Annotated in this window: 15 protein-coding genes and 3 pseudogenes; 3 read left to right on the top strand and 15 right to left on the bottom strand. The window is 47.6% G+C overall.

Features of this window, described 5'->3' with window-relative positions:
• Positions 1-133: 133 nt before the first annotated feature.
• The 4 genes and pseudogenes from LRL21_RS39475 to LRL21_RS39460 all read right to left on the bottom strand — a co-directional run.
• Positions 134-370 (bottom strand): annotated as a pseudogene (locus LRL21_RS39475) (Gfo/Idh/MocA family protein); the annotation flags it as partial.
• A gap of 260 nt (positions 371-630) precedes the next feature.
• Entirely contained in the window at positions 631-1,299 is a 669-nt protein-coding gene (locus LRL21_RS39470) for a CoA transferase subunit B (protein WP_240421288.1), read from the bottom strand.
• 33 nt (positions 1,300-1,332) lie between these two features.
• Positions 1,333-2,022 carry a CoA transferase subunit A gene (locus LRL21_RS39465; RefSeq protein ID WP_240421287.1) on the bottom strand — a complete coding sequence of 230 codons (690 nt, stop codon included), beginning with the start codon at positions 2,020-2,022 and terminating at the stop codon, positions 1,333-1,335.
• A 33-nt stretch (positions 2,023-2,055) separates the two neighbouring features.
• A complete protein-coding gene (locus LRL21_RS39460) occupies positions 2,056-3,237 on the bottom strand; it encodes an acetyl-CoA C-acetyltransferase (protein WP_240421286.1) in 1,182 nt (393 codons plus the stop codon).
• A 144-nt stretch (positions 3,238-3,381) separates the two neighbouring features.
• Here LRL21_RS39460 and LRL21_RS39455 point away from each other — a divergent pair, with 144 nt between their 5' ends.
• Positions 3,382-4,287: a LysR family transcriptional regulator gene (locus LRL21_RS39455; RefSeq protein ID WP_240421285.1), complete on the top strand. Its 906-nt coding sequence runs from the start codon at positions 3,382-3,384 to the stop codon at positions 4,285-4,287.
• A gap of 346 nt (positions 4,288-4,633) precedes the next feature.
• On the opposite strand, the pseudogene LRL21_RS39450 reads toward LRL21_RS39455, so the two are convergent.
• Together LRL21_RS39450 and LRL21_RS47080 are read right to left on the bottom strand one after the other, a co-directional pair.
• Positions 4,634-4,845, bottom strand: a pseudogene (locus LRL21_RS39450) (TRAP transporter large permease subunit); the annotation flags it as partial.
• Between the two features lie 407 nt (positions 4,846-5,252).
• Positions 5,253-6,457 (bottom strand): annotated as a pseudogene (locus tag LRL21_RS47080) (IS91 family transposase); the annotation flags it as partial.
• A 186-nt stretch (positions 6,458-6,643) separates the two neighbouring features.
• Between LRL21_RS47080 and LRL21_RS39435 the strand changes: the two are divergent.
• Together LRL21_RS39435 and LRL21_RS39430 are read left to right on the top strand one after the other, a co-directional pair.
• Complete coding sequence (locus LRL21_RS39435; RefSeq protein WP_240421284.1) at positions 6,644-6,937, top strand: hypothetical protein; 294 nt, start codon at positions 6,644-6,646, stop codon at positions 6,935-6,937.
• Positions 6,826-8,025: an IS110 family RNA-guided transposase gene (locus tag LRL21_RS39430; RefSeq protein ID WP_338044745.1), complete on the top strand. Its 1,200-nt coding sequence runs from the start codon at positions 6,826-6,828 to the stop codon at positions 8,023-8,025. Before LRL21_RS39435 ends, LRL21_RS39430 begins: the two co-directional genes overlap by 112 nt.
• Positions 8,026-8,661: 636 nt before the next feature.
• Here the strand turns inward: LRL21_RS39430 and pobA are convergent.
• From pobA to LRL21_RS39385, 9 genes are read right to left on the bottom strand one after another with little or no spacing between them, the layout of a single operon-like run.
• The gene (gene pobA / locus LRL21_RS39425) at positions 8,662-9,846 is read right to left on the bottom strand and encodes a 4-hydroxybenzoate 3-monooxygenase (protein WP_240421283.1); all 1,185 of its coding nucleotides are present in this window, start codon (positions 9,844-9,846) and stop codon (positions 8,662-8,664) included.
• A gap of 11 nt (positions 9,847-9,857) precedes the next feature.
• Entirely contained in the window at positions 9,858-10,823 is a 966-nt protein-coding gene (locus tag LRL21_RS39420) for an amidohydrolase family protein (RefSeq protein WP_240421282.1), read from the bottom strand.
• 33 nt (positions 10,824-10,856) lie between these two features.
• Positions 10,857-11,051 carry a 4-oxalocrotonate tautomerase gene (locus tag LRL21_RS39415; protein WP_240421281.1) on the bottom strand — a complete coding sequence of 65 codons (195 nt, stop codon included), beginning with the start codon at positions 11,049-11,051 and terminating at the stop codon, positions 10,857-10,859.
• Between the two features lie 31 nt (positions 11,052-11,082).
• Complete coding sequence (locus LRL21_RS39410) at positions 11,083-11,865, bottom strand: 2-keto-4-pentenoate hydratase (RefSeq protein WP_240421280.1); 783 nt, start codon at positions 11,863-11,865, stop codon at positions 11,083-11,085.
• Positions 11,866-11,892: 27 nt separating this feature from the next.
• Positions 11,893-12,915, bottom strand: a complete 1,023-nt coding sequence (gene dmpG, locus LRL21_RS39405) for a 4-hydroxy-2-oxovalerate aldolase (protein ID WP_240421279.1) — start codon at positions 12,913-12,915, stop codon at positions 11,893-11,895.
• 54 nt (positions 12,916-12,969) lie between these two features.
• A complete protein-coding gene (locus LRL21_RS39400; protein WP_240421278.1) occupies positions 12,970-13,875 on the bottom strand; it encodes an acetaldehyde dehydrogenase (acetylating) in 906 nt (301 codons plus the stop codon).
• A gap of 35 nt (positions 13,876-13,910) precedes the next feature.
• Positions 13,911-14,690 (bottom strand): 2-keto-4-pentenoate hydratase, encoded by a 780-nt coding sequence (locus LRL21_RS39395; RefSeq protein ID WP_240421277.1) that lies wholly within the window; start codon positions 14,688-14,690, stop codon positions 13,911-13,913.
• 17 nt (positions 14,691-14,707) lie between these two features.
• Positions 14,708-16,168 (bottom strand): aldehyde dehydrogenase, encoded by a 1,461-nt coding sequence (locus LRL21_RS39390; protein ID WP_240421276.1) that lies wholly within the window; start codon positions 16,166-16,168, stop codon positions 14,708-14,710.
• A gap of 35 nt (positions 16,169-16,203) precedes the next feature.
• A complete protein-coding gene (locus LRL21_RS39385; protein ID WP_240421275.1) occupies positions 16,204-17,004 on the bottom strand; it encodes a DODA-type extradiol aromatic ring-opening family dioxygenase in 801 nt (266 codons plus the stop codon).
• Positions 17,005-17,244 lie beyond the last annotated feature (240 nt).

Raw genomic sequence — 17,244 nt, 5'->3', positions numbered from 1 at the left:
GTAAACCCAGGGACTTACACCTATCAGTTCAGAAATATGATAAATTCCATAAAAGGTTCCCCTCTTATCACTGCCAACAACAACTATCGCTTTATCAATTCCGGCGGTGGGATTATCAACTACTTGTATTTACGTTGGGCGTAAGAACATGCACGATATCGATCGATGTATCCTTCAACAGCTCGTGATAATCAGAGTAAACCTTGGCATCCTCCGTACCGTATTGTTTCGCGGATTTTTCCGCACGCTCGACAACAACATCGCAAAATGCAACCAGTTCACACAGTTCTTTAAATTTAGATAATGCCGGAAAATGCTTTTGATTTGCAATTCCACCGCAACCGATAATACCAAGTTTTAATTTCCCCATTGTCCATACCTCACTTTTATTTATTAATGAATGAGCCCTCCTTAATGAGAAGCACATCATAAGCATTTCGAATTACTCCTGCCACCTATGCTGGTCTCAACCTTTCCATTTTAGCTTTGAGATGCATATATCCGCTACTCTAAAACCGACTTACTATTATCGAATATGCGACTTAATTTTACTTACATAATTTAAGGCTGCACCGGCAGCCTCTGGTTGTACGTGTACCTCCGTTCACGTTTATCGATATTTGCTTCCTTTTAATAACTGTTCAAAACGACGCTGTCATCAACAATCAGCTTCGGTTCCGTCACCGCTTGGATATCTTCCGAAGAGTAGCCGTTTGCTACCTCCAGAAGGCGCAGCCCGTCCGGCGTGACATCGATGACCGCCCGGTCGGTAATGATCCGGTGGACCACGCCTTTTCCCGTTAAAGGAAGGCTGCATTGATTCAAAATTTTGGGCTGTCCGTGTTTGTTGACATGGTCCATAATGACAATAACCCGTCTCGCGCCATGCACCAAATCCATAGCTCCCCCCATGCCTTTGACCATTTTCCCCGGAATCATCCAGTTGGCTAGATCGCCTGCTTCCGATACTTCCATTCCGCCAAGTATGGCAACGTCGATGTGCCCTCCGCGGATCATCGCGAAAGACTCTGCACTATTAAAGAAAGAAGCACCGGTTACGGAAGTTACCGTCTCTTTGCCTGCATTGATCAAATCGGGATCCACTTGATCGCTTCTCGGATAAGGACCTATCCCAAGCAAGCCATTCTCCGACTGCAGTACCACCTGCTTGTCGTGCGAGATGTAATTAGCAACCAGCGTAGGAATGCCGATACCTAAATTTACGTAAAAACCGGTTTGAATTTCTTTCTCCGACCTTTTGGCAATGCGCTCCCGTACTGACAACTTTTGTTCACTCATCGCTTGTTACCTCCTTTTCTTTATCTTCACAACTCAATCATGAACGGTTAATCTTTCGATACGCTTCTGCTGAGCGCTGATAATCAGCTTTTGCACGTATACTCCGGGAGTTTGAATCACTTCTGGATCCAATTCCCCATTCGCTACGAGTTCTTCCACTTCCACAATCGTAATTTTGCCTGCGGCAGCCATGATGGGATTGAAGTTTCGCGCCGTTTTGTTGTATACCAGATTGCCTAACGAATCGGCACGGTAAGCACGAACGAGACTGAAATCCGCGGTCAACGCTTCTTCCAGCAAATAAGGCTTGCCGTTGAACCGGCGAATTTCCCTGCCTTCGGCGATAGGGGTACCTACCCCCGCGGGAGTATAAAATGCCGGAATGCCCGCTCCGCCTGCACGGATTTTCTCAGCCAGCGTTCCCTGAGGCAGTAGCTCTACCTGAAGCTCACCCGACAATACTTGCCGCTCGAACTCTTTGTTTTCTCCGACATATGAGGCGATCATCTTTTTAATCTGCTTGTTTTTCAGCAGCAAGCCAAGCCCCCAATCGTCCACCCCGCAGTTATTCGAGATAACGGTGAGATCTTTAACTCCTTTCATCGTCAAAGCCAGAATCAGATTTTCCGGAATGCCAACAAGCCCGAAACCGCCTACCATAATCGTTGCGCCGTCTTGAATATCTTCAACCGCTTCCGCAAATGAGTTCAAAATTGTTTTCATCCCCACAGCTCCTTTCTACATGGAAATCAAAATTTACGTTCTTTCTACTACGGTCGCAATGCCCTGTCCCCCACCGATACAAAGAGCGGAAAGTCCGTAACGCGCATCCCTGCGCTTCATTTCATGAATAAGCGTCACAAGCACTCTTGCGCCGCTTGCCCCGATTGGATGACCTAGCGCGATGGCCCCTCCGTTCACATTAAGAAATTCCGGATTAAAATCGAAATGACTGGCAACGGCCAGCGATTGTGCGGCAAATGCCTCGTTTGATTCGATGAGCTGAATGTCCTTAATCGTGAGGCCCGCCTTCTTAAGTGCTTGCTGAACGGCCGGTATGGGACCGATTCCCATTGTAGCAGGATCGACGCCATATATGGCGTTGGACCTAATGACGGCAAGCGACTCAAGCCCGAGCGATTTCGCCTTACTGGCACTCATGATGACTAACGCCGCAGCACCATCGTTGATGCCCGAGGAGTTGCCTGCCGTCACCATGCCGTCTTTTTTAAAAGCGGGCCGCAACTTAGCCAAAGCTTCCAGACTTGTGTCTGGCCTTGGCCCTTCATCCGATACCACGATAACATACTGACCATTTCGCCCAGCCACCTTGACCGGAACAATTTCATCCTTGAACTTGCCCTCCGCGATAGCGTTGATCGCTTTCTGCTGGCTGCGTAAAGAGAACTCATCAAGCTGCCCCCTTGTTAAGGAATACTCTGCGCACAAATTTTCCGCCGTAATTCCCATATGGTAGTCATTAAACGCACACCACAGACCATCGCGGATCATGCTGTCTACCAGGGTTTGGTCGCCCATCTTAAAGCCCGAGCGTCCGCCCATTAACAAATGGGGGGCCTGACTCATATTCTCCATCCCGCCGGCAACGACAATTTCACTTTCACCACTCCGAATGGACTGCCAGGCTAGGTGCACTGCCTTTAGACCCGACCCGCATACCTTGTTGATAGTCATCGCCGGAATCTCTACGGGGATACTGGCTGCAAGCGCCGCCTGGCGTGCCGGATTTTGTCCCAAACCGGCTTGCAGCACATTGCCCATAATCACCTCATCGACCTTCGCCGCATCGATTCCTGCTTGATCCATAGCGGCTCTAATCGCCGCAGCTCCCAACTGTACGGCGGATACGTCTTTGAGCGCCCCGTTAAAGCTACCGATTGGTGTGCGAACCGCGCTTATAATCACAACATCGTTCATTCGTAAACAGCTCCTCGCTATATAATCGCATATTGGTGTAAGCGATTTCGAAATTCATAGAATTATTTTACAATACATAGAATTATAGGTAAAATACTTATAAGTAATACTATTTATGAATTATAGCTATAGATAGGAGGCCCCATGGACCTGCGACAATTGAATTATTTCATGGAGATTGCCCGGCATTCCAGCTTTTCGAAAGCGAGTCAGCATCTGCATTTATCGCAGCCAACACTCAGCAAAGTGATCAAAAACCTCGAGGAAGAATTAGGCGTGCCCCTGTTCGACCGCTCTACGCGCCGAATCCAGCTTACGGATACCGGCCAAGTTCTGAAGGAACAAGGCCATCTTATTCTCAAGACATTCGACAACCTTAAGACCGCGCTCACCGATGTTATTCAGATGCGGAAGGGCAAATTCTCTTTGGGGCTGCCGCCTGTAATCGGAGCAAGCTTTTTCCCGAAAATTATCGCCCAGTTTCACGAGTTCTATCCTCAAATCGAGATTGAGTTGGTTGAAGAGGGAGGTAAGCTGATTGAGCAGCATCTATTGGATGGAGAATTGGATTTAGGGGTTGTCGTATTGCCGGTTGACGAGGAAAAGTTCGAGGTCGTTCCACTCGTTAACCGCGAATTGATGCTTATTGTTCCTCCTGCTCATCGACTTACCCAACAAACGGATGTTTCCTTGCATGCTCTGCGAGATGAACGGTTTATACTTTTCCGCAAAGGTTTTGCACTTCATGACCGAGTACGTGAGGCTTGTATCCGCTCCGGCTATGAGCCGAAAATAGTTTATGAGAGCACGCAATGGGACTTTATCGGCGAGATGGTCGCGGCGGGGCTCGGGATTTCAATGCTTCCCGAAACAATATGCATGAAGAACGACCCCACTCAAATTACGGCGGTTCGCATGACCGAACCTAAGGTTCACTGGGACCTGGCCATCATTCGGAACAAAAACCACTACCACTCTCATGCAGCCAGAGCTTGGATTATGTTTGTATGCGAATCATTTATGGGTATGAAGCACCTGTCCCCGAAATAAAGAAACCCAACCGGTTGGAACTTTTCCTTTTTCCGGCCGTGTCGGTATTATTGCTTTTTGTCGCTTCCGATAATTGTCCGTTCCTATACCTGGTACCTGTTCGAGCAATTACCGTAACTGCCAAATATTCATGCTCCGAAGGCGCTAGAACCGTTTAGGCCGTGGTCATCCTCACTGCCGAAATGCCTGGCGCATACCTTAATCTTCATTCATCATACACATTTTTTGGCAAAGGCGATTTCTTGGCTTTACAGGAATGTTTAGCTCAGTCTTTTCTTAGGTCTTTTCTTAGGTCTTTTCATTCAAAATTCACCATTCTACCGTACCAACGAAAGTCGAGGCTTTATTATAAAGGCTTTACTAGAACAGATTCTAATGCAACCCCCCATGGAACCATTACAATCTGAAGAAATACCGTGAGCAAGAAGAGAACCAGCACTTCTGCTATCAAAAATGGCATGCCCCCTTCATGATGTCGTCCATTCCGTTTTTTCCGACTCCTGCTGCGACATTAAGCACGGTTCCGACAGGCGGTGTCAGCAAACCAATGCAATTGTTGCAGCCGCTGTTGAAGTTCGTGTTCTATTGAACATTGGAATCGGGAACTACACGAACTTCAAAGGCGGACACTAACGCTCTTCCACCTCACACCCATCTCCTCCTTCATTCTTGTTTAGTCGCCTTCCACTTCTTTAATTCCAAGTAGATCTTGGGTCCGGTATTCATAACCGTGAACTCCTTTATAGTACTCAGGGTACATACCCCCTCCACAGCTTTCGCAGGTGAATTGTGGGGGTACTGTGGGATCTCCCGCGTCCATCATGTCAAAATTACGTACGACCTGGAGTGGAATGGTTTCGGTTTCCGAACAAGTTAAGCAGATATAAGTCACGCTTTGTTTGGATAACAGGTAGTTGCTTACCGGTACCTGCCGTTTCTTCTTTTTGTTTTTGGTTTTCTTACTAGCCTGTGAGATCTCGAATCATCCTTTCTAAACAGCCTTGCGTCTTGGGACACGCTGCGTACTGTATCGTTAGTTTTCCTTCTTTGAGGCAGACTTCTCCCCTATACTCATACTGGCATTCACACTTCAGACAAGTCATCGGATCCCGTCCTGTGGCTTGCTGCTTTTTCTCCCTCCAGCTTCTTCGTTTGAGTTTTCTCTGGGCTTTTACAATCCATTTCCGCGCTTCCTTCTGCCATGCTGTTACCATTTTTTTGCACAGATTTTTGAGCCTACGTGAATAGACACCGTAATACCGAATCGTTTTAAATTTTCATCCGGAATATGGCGTATAGCAAGAGCAATAGACTCTTCTACCGTTACCTTCTCTGTTTTCTCTTCCCCACTCGTTTTATCGTGGTAGCTAAATACCATGTATTCCCCGTCATACGCCTTGATCCTCCTCAGCGCAAGCGCCGGTCGTTTCATGTATCTCCCGATGTATCCCAGCTGCTGCTTCACATTCCCTCGTTGCTTCGGTGCATGCACGTAGAAACCTTCTCCATTCGCGGAATAGGCCTTCTGTAATCTCGGTTGCACTTGTTTCTTCTCTTCCTCATTCAAGCTTACCCGTATGAGCTTCAATACCACCGTTTGCCATTGCTTCCTCAGCATCTCAAAGGGGATGTAGTCGTACGTTTTCCATTCCCCATTTGCCTTCATTCCACCCATCGTCACCAGCATATGTACATGCGGATTAAAGTTCAGCCGCGAACCGAACGTATGCAATCCCGCTATGATTCCAGGTGTTATTTTATGTTTCTTTTCGAAATGTTCTTTGATGATTCGAACCGCCTCATCCATGAATCCCTTTAACATTTTTCGATGCAGCAAAAAGACTTCCCACAGCCCTTCATCGATTGTAAATACCACATGTCGATGATTCACTGCAAAGACATCCTCCACCAACAAACGGCTCCACTCTTCGGTTTCTCCACACGAGCACGTCGTGCAGAAACGACCCTTACAACGGTATGGTATTCTACGGATGTCATGGCATCCCTCACATACCAGGATTTTAAATCCGTTTCTGGGATCCCCACAGCCACGGAATTTGTGGACCTCTTTGATGACATTGGGTCTAAGCTGAGCCTTGTACTTCTCTACAAAAGCATCCCAATGTCCCTGCTTATCGAAAAATATTTGCTTGAGTAGGTTCGTCTCCATATTTCTATGTTACCAAAAATTTAAATAAGGGGGCAGCCTCCGGCTACCCCAAACCCAAAAACATATAAATTCTGGCGTGTAATATAGTTAAAAAAAGAGGAACTCACCCAGCGACTATCGAAGAAAAGAAGCACCTGACAAGGAAGCTTCAATCTGTACCTACCCACCACAGGAGGTTGAAGTCACATGGGGAAATCCTCACATATTCAAGGTATCAAGGGAATCAAGTTTAGTCAACAGCTTCGCGGAGTCAACCTGGAACAGGTGCTCATTGTAGCCATTGATGCTGCCAAGCTCCACCAGAAAGCTCTCATATGCAATTATTTCGGCGACGTTATTGAGAGACCTTTTTTCTTCTCAGTGAGTACATCCGGTATGCAACAGTTGCGAAAAAAATTGATCAAGCCTGTGCTGCAGTTCAGGCGGAACGCTTATTCCTTGGCATTGAGGCCACTGGACATTACTATGAAGACATTGTGAGGGAGATGTCCAGATATGGCTTCCACGTACAGATATTCAACCCTTACTCTACCTTCGAAGAGCGAGCCAGTGCGCTAAATTGGTGCAAGACGGATGACTTGGACTTAGTCGCCATTGCCCATGCCATTAAAAGCAACAAAGCCACCCAGACCCAGCTTCTCGAAGGCCACCATCGGCATCTGCTGGTTCTCACACGAGCCCGGCGTTCCGAGATCCGCAAACGTTCTACTCTACGTATGGAGATCCGTAACTTAATGGATATTCTTTGGCGTGAATTTCAAGGTTATGCAGACCACAGCCAAGGCAAGGCGCGTAAAATCAAAGTATTCAGTGACTTTTGGGGAAAAGCCTCCTCGTTCATGATGGAGCACTATCCCCACCCTTCGATGATCCTGCAATTGGGTGAAAAGGGACTTCGGGAGCTCTCGGTTCGACATAACTTGAAGCTCCGTCAGAGCGCTATCCAAAAATTACTGCATGTGGCTGGGCAATCCTTAGCACGTCATAAGGACGAATTACGCCCGGAATTTATGCTGCTGAACATGAAGCTGCGTGACTTAAAAGCTTTTAATTCCAAGATCGAAGCTTTGGACCAAGAAATTGAAAGCTTGTTGCTCCAAACGGATGGCAGACTACTTTTATCCGTTCCCGGCCTTGGGGTCTCGACCTCAGCTGAACTTTATGCGGAGATCGGCAACATCGATCATTTCACTCATGCGGGCCAATTGATTAAGAAAGCAGGTACGAACCCGATGATCAAGCAAACAGGCGGCCATAAAGGCTCCTATGGCCACATTTCTAAACAAGGAAATGATCACCTCCGGTATGTCGTATTCCTGACAGGACGAAATCTTTGTTTGCATAATCAGGATTTAAAACCTTTCTATGAACGTTTAAAAGGTCGTGGTAAGCATGAGCGTGCCATCTTCATTGCCATGGGTAACAAAATGCTTAAGATTGCATTCGCTCTGCTTCGAGACAAAGTACCCTTTCATTCTCAGATCAAGGACTATACACTTCAAGATGAGCTGAACAAGAAATTGAAATACAACTGCTTCGTGACCCATCTGCAGCGTACTGCTGCTTAAAATTAAGATGATGCAGAGCCGTTCTTTCTGGGACTGAGGGCAGATCGGATAAATTCTAGAGGCCCCTGGACCTCGTAAATTAGCGTTATCCTCCTCGTCCTGTAAATGCGAATTGTACGTTAGCGTAAAGTCTGCACTCAGCCAGATGGCATCGCAGGATTGAAAAACCAGGCTATATCCTTTCAAGTTTGAGAAAGTCCGGTTCTGCACATCGCTTCCATGTCAGTTGCTAACTTTTTTAAAAATAGGGGTGGTTAGGTGTGTTTGAGTTACCCAAATGTCTGAAAAATTAATTTGACATAGTACGCTGTTAAAAAAACGGTACACCTCTCCAAACGAAGGTGTACCGTCAGCTCATCTTTCTTCACGTGGCTTACGCCCGACCCCTGGTTTGGTCATTACCGCTTCTTCGACAATGCAAGGAGCTCGTTAATGATATTCGTCACAGTCTGTTTCCGAAGGCTCGCCTTACTCGGATGGTATCTTCGTCAATTATGCGAATCAAATACCTGATACGAATGGACTTATCCAAGAAAATTTGTCATTACTGCGAGAATAAGCCTTGAGCCATTTTTTCCTATAAGCATTGGACCAGCTTGAGATTAAGCGTTCTTTTTATCATGAATGATTACTTCCTCAAAACTCCATAGGAAGTCCAACATAATTTTCGGCCAGACTTATCGATGCCGCCCGTGAAGACGTTACATAGTCCAGTTCAGCAAGCTGAATGCGGTGCTCGAAAGGCGTGTGCTGATGGTTGCGGTGTAACATCGTCGTCATAAACCATGAGAAACGCTCGGCTTTCCAAACGCGCCTCAAACAAACTTCCGTATACCTCTCCAACATTTCGGTCTTCCCGGTTTTATAAAAGGCTTCCAGACCCCGGGCAAGCACCTGAACGTCGGCTGCTGCCAGATTTAAGCCTTTTGCCCCAGTCGGCGGTACAATATGTGCGGCATCCCCGGCTAGAAAAAGCCTGCCATACTGCATCGGATCGCAAACAAAGCTTTTCATGGAAATGATACCTTTTTGGAATATAGGTCCTTCTATAAGCTTAAACCCATCCTTGGACTCTAATCGGGTATGCAGCTCAGTCCAAATGCGGTCGTCCGACCAATTGACGATGTTATCGGCAGCGTCGACTTGAATATAGAGGCGCTGAACCTGCGGATTCCGTGTGCTTAATAGCGCAAACCCCCGGTCATGATTCGCATAAATAAGCTCTGGTGCAGATGGTGGCGCTTCCGTAAGGATTCCAAGCCAGCCGAAGGGATATATCTTCTGATATTCCTTGCGGACTGACTGCGGAATTGCCGGGCGGCTAGGTCCGTGAAAACCGTCACAGCCTGCAATATAATCACACACAATCTCCTGTATGTCACCCTCCTTGTCCCAGCGGAAACGGATCTTGGGCGAAGCCGTATCCACATCGTGAAGACTGACGTCTCCGACATGAAAGTGAATTTGTCCCCCTGTCTTGAGCCTCGCTTCGACCAAATCTTTAATGACTTCATGCTGCGGATACACCGTTACATGCTTACCCCCGGTCAGCTCATGCATATTTATCCGATGACCTATGCCGTTAAAGCGAAGCTCGATTCCCTCATGGAAAAGGCCCTCCTTCATCAAGCGGGCTCCAACGCCCATTTGATTCATCAGATCTACTGTACCTTGCTCCAGTACGCCTGCACGTATCGTTCCTTCGATTTCTTCCCGTGTCCGGCTTTCTATAATGATGGAGTCGATCCCTTGAAGATAAAGAAGATGAGAAAGCAATAATCCAGCTGGTCCTGCTCCGATAATTCCTACCTGTGTTCGCATGGTTTGTCCTCCTAAGAACTTTCCGTAATGAAATTTTGCATCGTAAGCATTAAAGATTGAAAACCTCGATCCCCATTAATAGCCGGTGGCCACTCACATAAATCAAACGGAAAGTCCGACCCTTGTACGACGCGGTCTTCCCCTACCAAATCAACTAAGTAGCTCAAAGCATCCGTATTCCAAAGCACCGTATCGTACCAAAACCGCTTAGCAAGCTCCAGAGGCGTTTCCTTTAAGTGTGAAAATGTAAGATTCCATTTCTCATACCCTTTATTCATTCGGCCGATCTGATAAGGCAGAAACCCTCCGCCGTGTGCAAGCAGAATTTTGACGTCCGGATATCGCTCCAACATTCCGCTCAGCAGTAAATCCGTGGCACATATTGTTGTTTCCCAAGGTACGCCGATAAGATTGGGCATCATACGCTTGCTTAGCCGCGGATCGGTGCATAGCAACGGATGAATGAAAATGATGGCCTTTCGCCTGTTAGCCGTTTCCCAGAATGGGATAAACCGATCCTCGCTTAACAGTTGACCCGACCAAGAAGAAGCGACGATAGCACCTTTGAGACCACGGTCCATCACCCGATCCAATTCGGAGGATGCAGCTTCCAGGTCATTCATCGGCAAAGTAGCCAATCCGGAAATTCGGGTATCGTTTTGTTTGACCCATCCGGCCAAGCTGTCGTTATATACCGAAGCGAGCTCCTTGGTGATATCCGTTGGAAACTCATACAGAAATAACTGGGGGATGGGGGAAATCAAGGAGTGAATGACCCCCTGTTTCCCTTGCTCTTCCAGATAAAGCTGCGGATTCACAAACGCTTCCTTCAGTTCAAACTCCCAATTTCCGTTGACACTCAAAAACTCGGCCTTGTTCGAATCCTTCGTGATCCACTTGGCGTTAATGACCGCTTGATTCTCTTGAAGCCATCCTATCACTTCAGGAGGGATAAAATGCGTATGCACATCGTACATGAAACGACCCCCATGGATGTTGATTTGATAATACTAGCGGTTTGGAATATCGGAAGCGGGAACGCCTCCGATCCCCCAATGCGTCTTCGGAACTTCGGTTACCAGTACGCGAATCCGATCCTTGGGAGAGTCTAGTTCCTCCGATACCGTATCCGTTACGCGCGCAATCAGATTTTTTATTTTTGCCGGCGTTCTGCCTTCCATAATTTCAATGTTTACGATAGGCATGTGAAATGACCATCCTTTCCTAGATTAGAGTTTATTCTTTTACTTGAAAATCAACTGTGCCGAAGCCGTCAAACTTCGCTGATACGGAATCGCCGACATTTAACACAACCGCACCGGTAATACCGCCCGTTAAAATAATTTGACCCGCCTTCAGCTTGAGGCCCTTTCTTGCCAGCATATTTGCGAGCATTGCTACGGAATTGGCAGGGTGGCCGACAACAGCAGCCCCTGCGCCTAAATCCTTTATTTGCCCATTGATGCTTAAGGTCACGCCTAGCAAATCAAGCTCTAATTCGTCAGGGCGTTTGATTCGACTTCCGAACACAACCTTCGAGGAAGAAGCATTATCGGCAATAACATCCGGCAATGTAAAATTGAAATTTTCATAGCGGCTGTCGATGATTTCAAGCGCAGGTACAACATATTCCGTTGCCGCTAGCACTTGTGCACCGGTCATACCGGGCCCTTCAATATCTTTACCCAAAATAAACGCAACCTCTGCTTCAACCTTCGGATGAATGAAATCCTGCATCGATATTTCTTGACCGTTTACGACCATATAATCAAAAATGTATCCATAAATCGGCTCGTTTACGTTCATTTGCTTCATTTTAGCCTGACTGGTGAAACCCATCTTAGGACCAACAATTTGGTAGCCCTCCTCCAGCTTCAGCTGCACCAGCTGCTCTTGAATCTCGTAAGCTTTCTCAACAGTCAGCTCGGGATGATCATTGGTAATCTTCAAGACCTCTCTTTTCTCTACTTCCGCGTCAGCCAGAAAACGAGCCAAATCCTTGATTATAACTTTATCCACCGTTTAATATACCTCCCCTGTATAAAATTAAGTTTGCACTTTAATTTGCTTCGCAAGTTCTGCCGCTACATCTACGATCATATCTTCTTGACCGCCTACTACCTTACGAGCCCCCAGCTCAATCAAAATATCACGTGAATCCATGTTAAACCTTTTGGCCGCCCGCTGCGCATGAAGGAGGAAGCTGGAGTAAACCCCTGCGTAGCCGAGTACCAGATTATCTCTTGTAATTTCCTGCGGCACCAGCAGCAGAGGGGCGATAATCTCTTCCGCCGTGTCCATAATGGTATAAAGATCGATGCCGGTACGAATTCCCATTTGCTCCAGAACCGCTACCAGCACTTCTGTCTGCGTATTGCCGGCTCCCGCACCCAGGCACCGGATGCTGCCATCAATTCGGGTAGCGCCTTCTTCAATAGCTGCAAGGGTATTCGCCATCGCCAAGGAAAGATTATTATGGCCGTGGAAGCCAATGTTGACCTGCAGACTTTGACGCAGGGCTCGGACTCGTTCCTTGACCTGATGCGGAAGCAATGCCCCCGCGGAATCAAACAAATAGACGCTGTCAGCGCCATAGCCTTCCATAAGCTTTGCCTGTTCAACCAGCTTCTCTACAGGAGCCATATGAGACATCATAAGAAAACCGACCGTTTCGAGCCCCATATCCTTCGCTTTGGATAAATGCTGTGCAGCTACATCTGCTTCCGTCACATGCGTGCCGATTCTCGCCATCTTGACACCTAAGCCAGCCGCTTCCTTCATTTGGTGAATTGTGCCGATACCGGGAAGCACAAGCACCGCTATCTTCGAATTACCGCTGACCGATACCGCCGCTTCAATCAATTCCATTTCGTTGGTCAGGGACAATCCGTATTGCAAGGAGGACCCGCCAAGACCGTCTCCGTGCGAGACCTCAATGTAAGGAACACCCGCTTCGCCTAACGCTTTGGTTACCTTCTCTACTTGCTCAACCGTATATTGATGCGCAATAGCGTGACTGCCATCCCGCAGGGCAACTTCCGTAATCAACACATCTCTTTCCATGGCCATTGAGAAATCTCCTCCTAAGGACTTTCATAAGTAGTCAACGACGTAATCATAGTCTTAGTCTTGAACGGTCTCAGTATCTGTCGCTTTCAACAGATGGTGCGCTGCAAATTCCTCGGCAACCTTTACTGCTGCAGAAGTCATAATATCGAGGTTTCCGGAATACTTGGGTAAGTAGTCTCCCGCTCCTTCTACTTCCAGGAAAACCGTGACCTTATTCCCGTCAAAGATCGGCTCCGTCCGAAGTCTATAACCTGGCACGTACGAACGGATCGCTTCCACCATCCCGAGGATAGACCAGCGGATCGCCTCTTCGTCCATCCGTTCAGGGTCAACCAAAGCATAAACCGTGTCTCTCATCAAAATCGGTGGCTCAGCCGGGTTTAATATGATGATAGCTTTGCCTGCCTTAGCCCCGCCTATTGTCTCAAGACCACGAGCCGTCGTCTCTGTAAATTCGTCAATATTTGCCCGCGTACCCGGCCCGGCGCTTTTGCTTGAAATGGTGGCAACGATCTCAGCGTACAAGACAGGACTGATTCGATTCACGGCATGCACGATCGGAATGGTCGCTTGACCACCGCAGGTAACTAAGTTAATGTTATCCCTATCAAGATGCTCGTTTATGTTGACCGTCGGTACTACCAGCGAGCCGACAGCAGCTGGTGTTAGATCCAATGCCAGCATCCCCACTTCTCTCAACGCTTTAGCATGCCGAATGTGTGCCTTAGCGGAGGTTGCGTCGAAAACAATATCCGCCTGGTCCGCATGTTGCTCCAGAAATCCGGGCAAGCCGGAATCGACGGTGCAATAACCAAGCTCTCTAGCTCTAGCCAATCCTTCTGAATTCGGATCAATACCAATCATTGTCGTCATTTCCAATACGTTGGAGCGCCGTAATTTATACATCAAATCCGTGCCTATGTTGCCAGATCCAAGCACTGCGACTTTTACTTTAGACATGGAAAGTACCACCCTTTCATCATTGGTCGTTTCTCTTATTCAAAGCTAACGCTGACTTCACCCAGATGCGCGATACGTGCCCGGTACTTATCGCCCGGCTTAGCTTGCACCGCGGCCGACAGCGCCCCTGACAAAATTACTTCCCCAGCTTTGAGCATGATCCCAAACTCAAACAGCTTATTGGCTAGCCACGCTACACAAGCCGCCGGATCGCCAAGCGCAGCAGCACCAACTCCGGTATTCATGATCTCACCATTCTTGTACAGCGCCATCCCCACCAATGAGAGGTCAACTGCATCGGGCTTCACCGGTTTACCACCAAGGACATATAGACCAGAGGAAGCATTATCCGCAACGGTGTCTTGAAGCTTGATTTTCCAATCCGCCACTCGGCTGTCCACGATTTCCAATGCCGGTAGCACATAATCCGTCGCCATCAGTACATCCAATGCCGAGACCTTGGGGCCAATCAAATCCTTCTTTAGTACAAAAGCAATTTCCGCTTCCACACGCGGCTGCAATACGCGACAAAAGGGAATCACTCCACCATTTTCAACTACCATATCGTCCAGCAAATGACCGTAATCAGGTTGGTCTACCATAAGCAGTTGCTGCATAGCCAAAGAGGTCAAGCCGATTTTTTTCCCTACAATCCTGCTCCCGGCCTTTACCTTTTTGTCAATGTTAATTAACTGCACTTGATAAGCATCGTAAACCGTGATTTCCGGATCCAATGCTGTTAGAGGCTCCAACCCTTTGCCTTGAACAGCAGCTTGCTCCAGATGGTTCGCATATTTGTCCCATATAACCGTCATAATAAATCCCACCATCCTTAAAGTTTGATGCAAATATTAGTCAATTCCGAGTAAAATTCGAAGCTGTGCAGGCCGCCCTCACGACCAATTCCACTTTGCTTCATACCACCAAATGGGGTCCGAAGGTCTCGCAGAAACCAAGTGTTTACCCATACAATACCCGCTTCGATCTGACCCGCTACCCGGTGAGCACGGCGAAGATCATTGGTCCAGACAGATGCGCTTAATCCATAATGTGTATCGTTAACTTGGTCAAGCACTTCCTCTTCCGTATCAAAAGGCATAACTGTAACGACCGGTCCGAAAATTTCTTCATTGACTACACGACATTTGCGGTCCAATCCTGTGATGATCGTCGGCTCCAAATAAAATCCTTTATCCAAGCCGCCAGGACGTTTTCCTCCTTGGACAATCGTCCCGCCTTCTTCAAGGGCCAGTTTGATGTAGCCTGTTACACGCTCATAATGCTCTTCGCTGATCAAAGCACCGACCTTTGTCTTCGGATCGAACGGATCGCCGATGACAAGCTCCTTCGTTTTGGCAACAAACTTTTCCAGGAAAGCTTCATAGGCCGGACGCTCGACATAAATTCTCGATCCGCATAAACACACCTCGCCTTGATTGATAAAGCTCGATTTTATCGTCGTTTCGATCACTTCGTCCAAGTTCGAATCAGAGAAGATGACATTCGGATTTTTACCGCCGAGCTCGTAAGACAACCGCTTTAATGTTTTTGCAGCTGTCGTCATAATCACCTTGCCCGTTGTCGTTTCCCCAGTAAAGCTGATCGCATTAACATCCGGATGCTCAGTTAACGCAGCACCCGCCGAGTGTGGTCCGAAGCCGTGCACCAGATTCACAACTCCGTCGGGAATACCGGCATCGCGGCAAATTTCCGCAAGGATGGTCGCTGTCATCGGAGTCAGCTCCGCCGGCTTCATCACAATTGTATTCCCAGCCGCTAGCGCAGGCGCCAATTTCCACGTCAACAAGAGCAGCGGGAGATTCCACGGGTTGATCAGACCTATGACGCCGACCGGGCGGCGTATGGCGTAGTTCAAGGCTACATCGTCCATTAGAGTAGATTCGTTTGTGATTGTGCGGATATAATCCGAAAAGAAATGAAAGTTATACGCTGACCGCGGAACATCGATGCTACCTGACAACCAAGTCGGCTTACCCGTATCAAGCGACTCCAGGGTGGAGAGCTCATCCTTCCGCTCCAGTATAAGATCGCCTACTTTTCGAAGCACAGCAACGCGTTCATTTGCCGTCATCTTTTTCCATGGACCGTTCAGTGCGCGTTTCGCCGCCTTCACTGCGAGGTCAATTTCTGGCGCTCCGCCTTCCGCTACTATCCCTAGCTTCTCCTCCGTCGCAGGGTTAATGTTGTCGAACGTCTTCTCATCCAGAGAAGGTACAAATTTACCATCTATAAAATGTAAACAATCAATCGGTTGATATGCCTGCTTTTGCATAGCGTATGTTCTCCTTAATATCGGTTGTTTTTTATTTAAGAAACGAAAGAAATGATGGCATTCGCACTGCCTGACGATTGTCCATAGCCCCAAAATTCGGCCCGCTGCTCCGGTGTCAGCACACCAAACAATGCGGCTAAATGCCGTCCACCTGACTCCACTCCTGCAATCTTTGCATACTGGTTCAGCATTTCGCGTGCGACTCCATACTGCCCCTTCATCAAGTATTCAATGAACTGGTTATCCATAGCTTGCTCGGATAGGGACGGTTTGTTATGGCGTCCTCGAACAAGGTTATGGGATAAAGCTCCGCTGCTTATAAAAACAGCGCGTTTACCGCTTTGTCTAAGAACGTTCCCGATTTGAATCCCCCATTGATACGACTCTTCAAGGCTGGATGCCCAGCAAACCGATAAGCTGATAATGGGAATATCTTGGTTAGGTACTAAGTAGCGAAGCGGAACCACAGTGCCATAATCCCACATGTGGGTCGGTTCATTAACCTCCACAGCGGGGATACCCGCTTGCTTTCCAGCTTTAACCAGCTCAAGAGCCAAAGCCTCATCTCCCGGATAGTCATAAGGTACGTCGGATATCAAGTCGGGACACTCCACAGCGGTCAATACACCGGTATGCCGTGGTGTTGCATCGACATAATGAACAAAAGTACCGGGAAAGTGACATGACATCAGCACAATGACGTCCGTCTGCTTCTCCCTGATCGTGTCCTTCATCAAACGTAATCCCTTGACCAATTCAGTTTGAAAATCAGGCACCTTAGCTTCATGGCAAATACTCGGAACATGCGCAGCCAGCAAAACCATTTCCAGCGACATAGACTTCCTCCTTCGTACATCTGATTATTTATTACAAACACTTACATTTATGTTAATGCCAACTGATTGTTATAACAACACACTAATTCTGCTATATGCAACAGTTGAATATATTTTTTTCTACGATTGACCAATTAACTAACAAGGATTTCCATGTACTTCTGTCGAAGTATTAAGCAACCACTTTGATGGAGGTTTCTTTGCTTATGCCGCTGCCGAAGAATCGTATCGTGCCACAAG

This window comes from Paenibacillus periandrae (genome assembly GCF_022458865.1).
Taxonomy (GTDB): Bacteria; Bacillota; Bacilli; order Paenibacillales; family NBRC-103111; genus Paenibacillus_S; species Paenibacillus_S periandrae.
The sequence above is the reverse complement of the archived record's forward strand: the minus strand, read 5'-3'. Positions and strand labels throughout refer to the sequence as shown.

Coding starts and splice junctions, on each gene's coding strand:
- LRL21_RS39470 (WP_240421288.1), bottom strand. CDS start 1,299: ATGAGTGAACAAAAGTTGTCAGTACGGGAGCGCATTGCCAAAAGGTCG.
- LRL21_RS39465 (WP_240421287.1), bottom strand. CDS start 2,022: ATGAAAACAATTTTGAACTCATTTGCGGAAGCGGTTGAAGATATTCAA.
- LRL21_RS39460 (WP_240421286.1), bottom strand. CDS start 3,237: ATGAACGATGTTGTGATTATAAGCGCGGTTCGCACACCAATCGGTAGC.
- LRL21_RS39455 (WP_240421285.1), top strand. CDS start 3,382: ATGGACCTGCGACAATTGAATTATTTCATGGAGATTGCCCGGCATTCC.
- LRL21_RS39435 (WP_240421284.1), top strand. CDS start 6,644: ATGGGGAAATCCTCACATATTCAAGGTATCAAGGGAATCAAGTTTAGT.
- pobA (WP_240421283.1), bottom strand. CDS start 9,846: ATGCGAACACAGGTAGGAATTATCGGAGCAGGACCAGCTGGATTATTG.
- LRL21_RS39420 (WP_240421282.1), bottom strand. CDS start 10,823: ATGTACGATGTGCATACGCATTTTATCCCTCCTGAAGTGATAGGATGG.
- LRL21_RS39415 (WP_240421281.1), bottom strand. CDS start 11,051: ATGCCTATCGTAAACATTGAAATTATGGAAGGCAGAACGCCGGCAAAA.
- dmpG (WP_240421279.1), bottom strand. CDS start 12,915: ATGGCCATGGAAAGAGATGTGTTGATTACGGAAGTTGCCCTGCGGGAT.
- LRL21_RS39400 (WP_240421278.1), bottom strand. CDS start 13,875: ATGTCTAAAGTAAAAGTCGCAGTGCTTGGATCTGGCAACATAGGCACG.
- LRL21_RS39395 (WP_240421277.1), bottom strand. CDS start 14,690: ATGACGGTTATATGGGACAAATATGCGAACCATCTGGAGCAAGCTGCT.
- LRL21_RS39390 (WP_240421276.1), bottom strand. CDS start 16,168: ATGCAAAAGCAGGCATATCAACCGATTGATTGTTTACATTTTATAGAT.
- LRL21_RS39385 (WP_240421275.1), bottom strand. CDS start 17,004: ATGTCGCTGGAAATGGTTTTGCTGGCTGCGCATGTTCCGAGTATTTGC.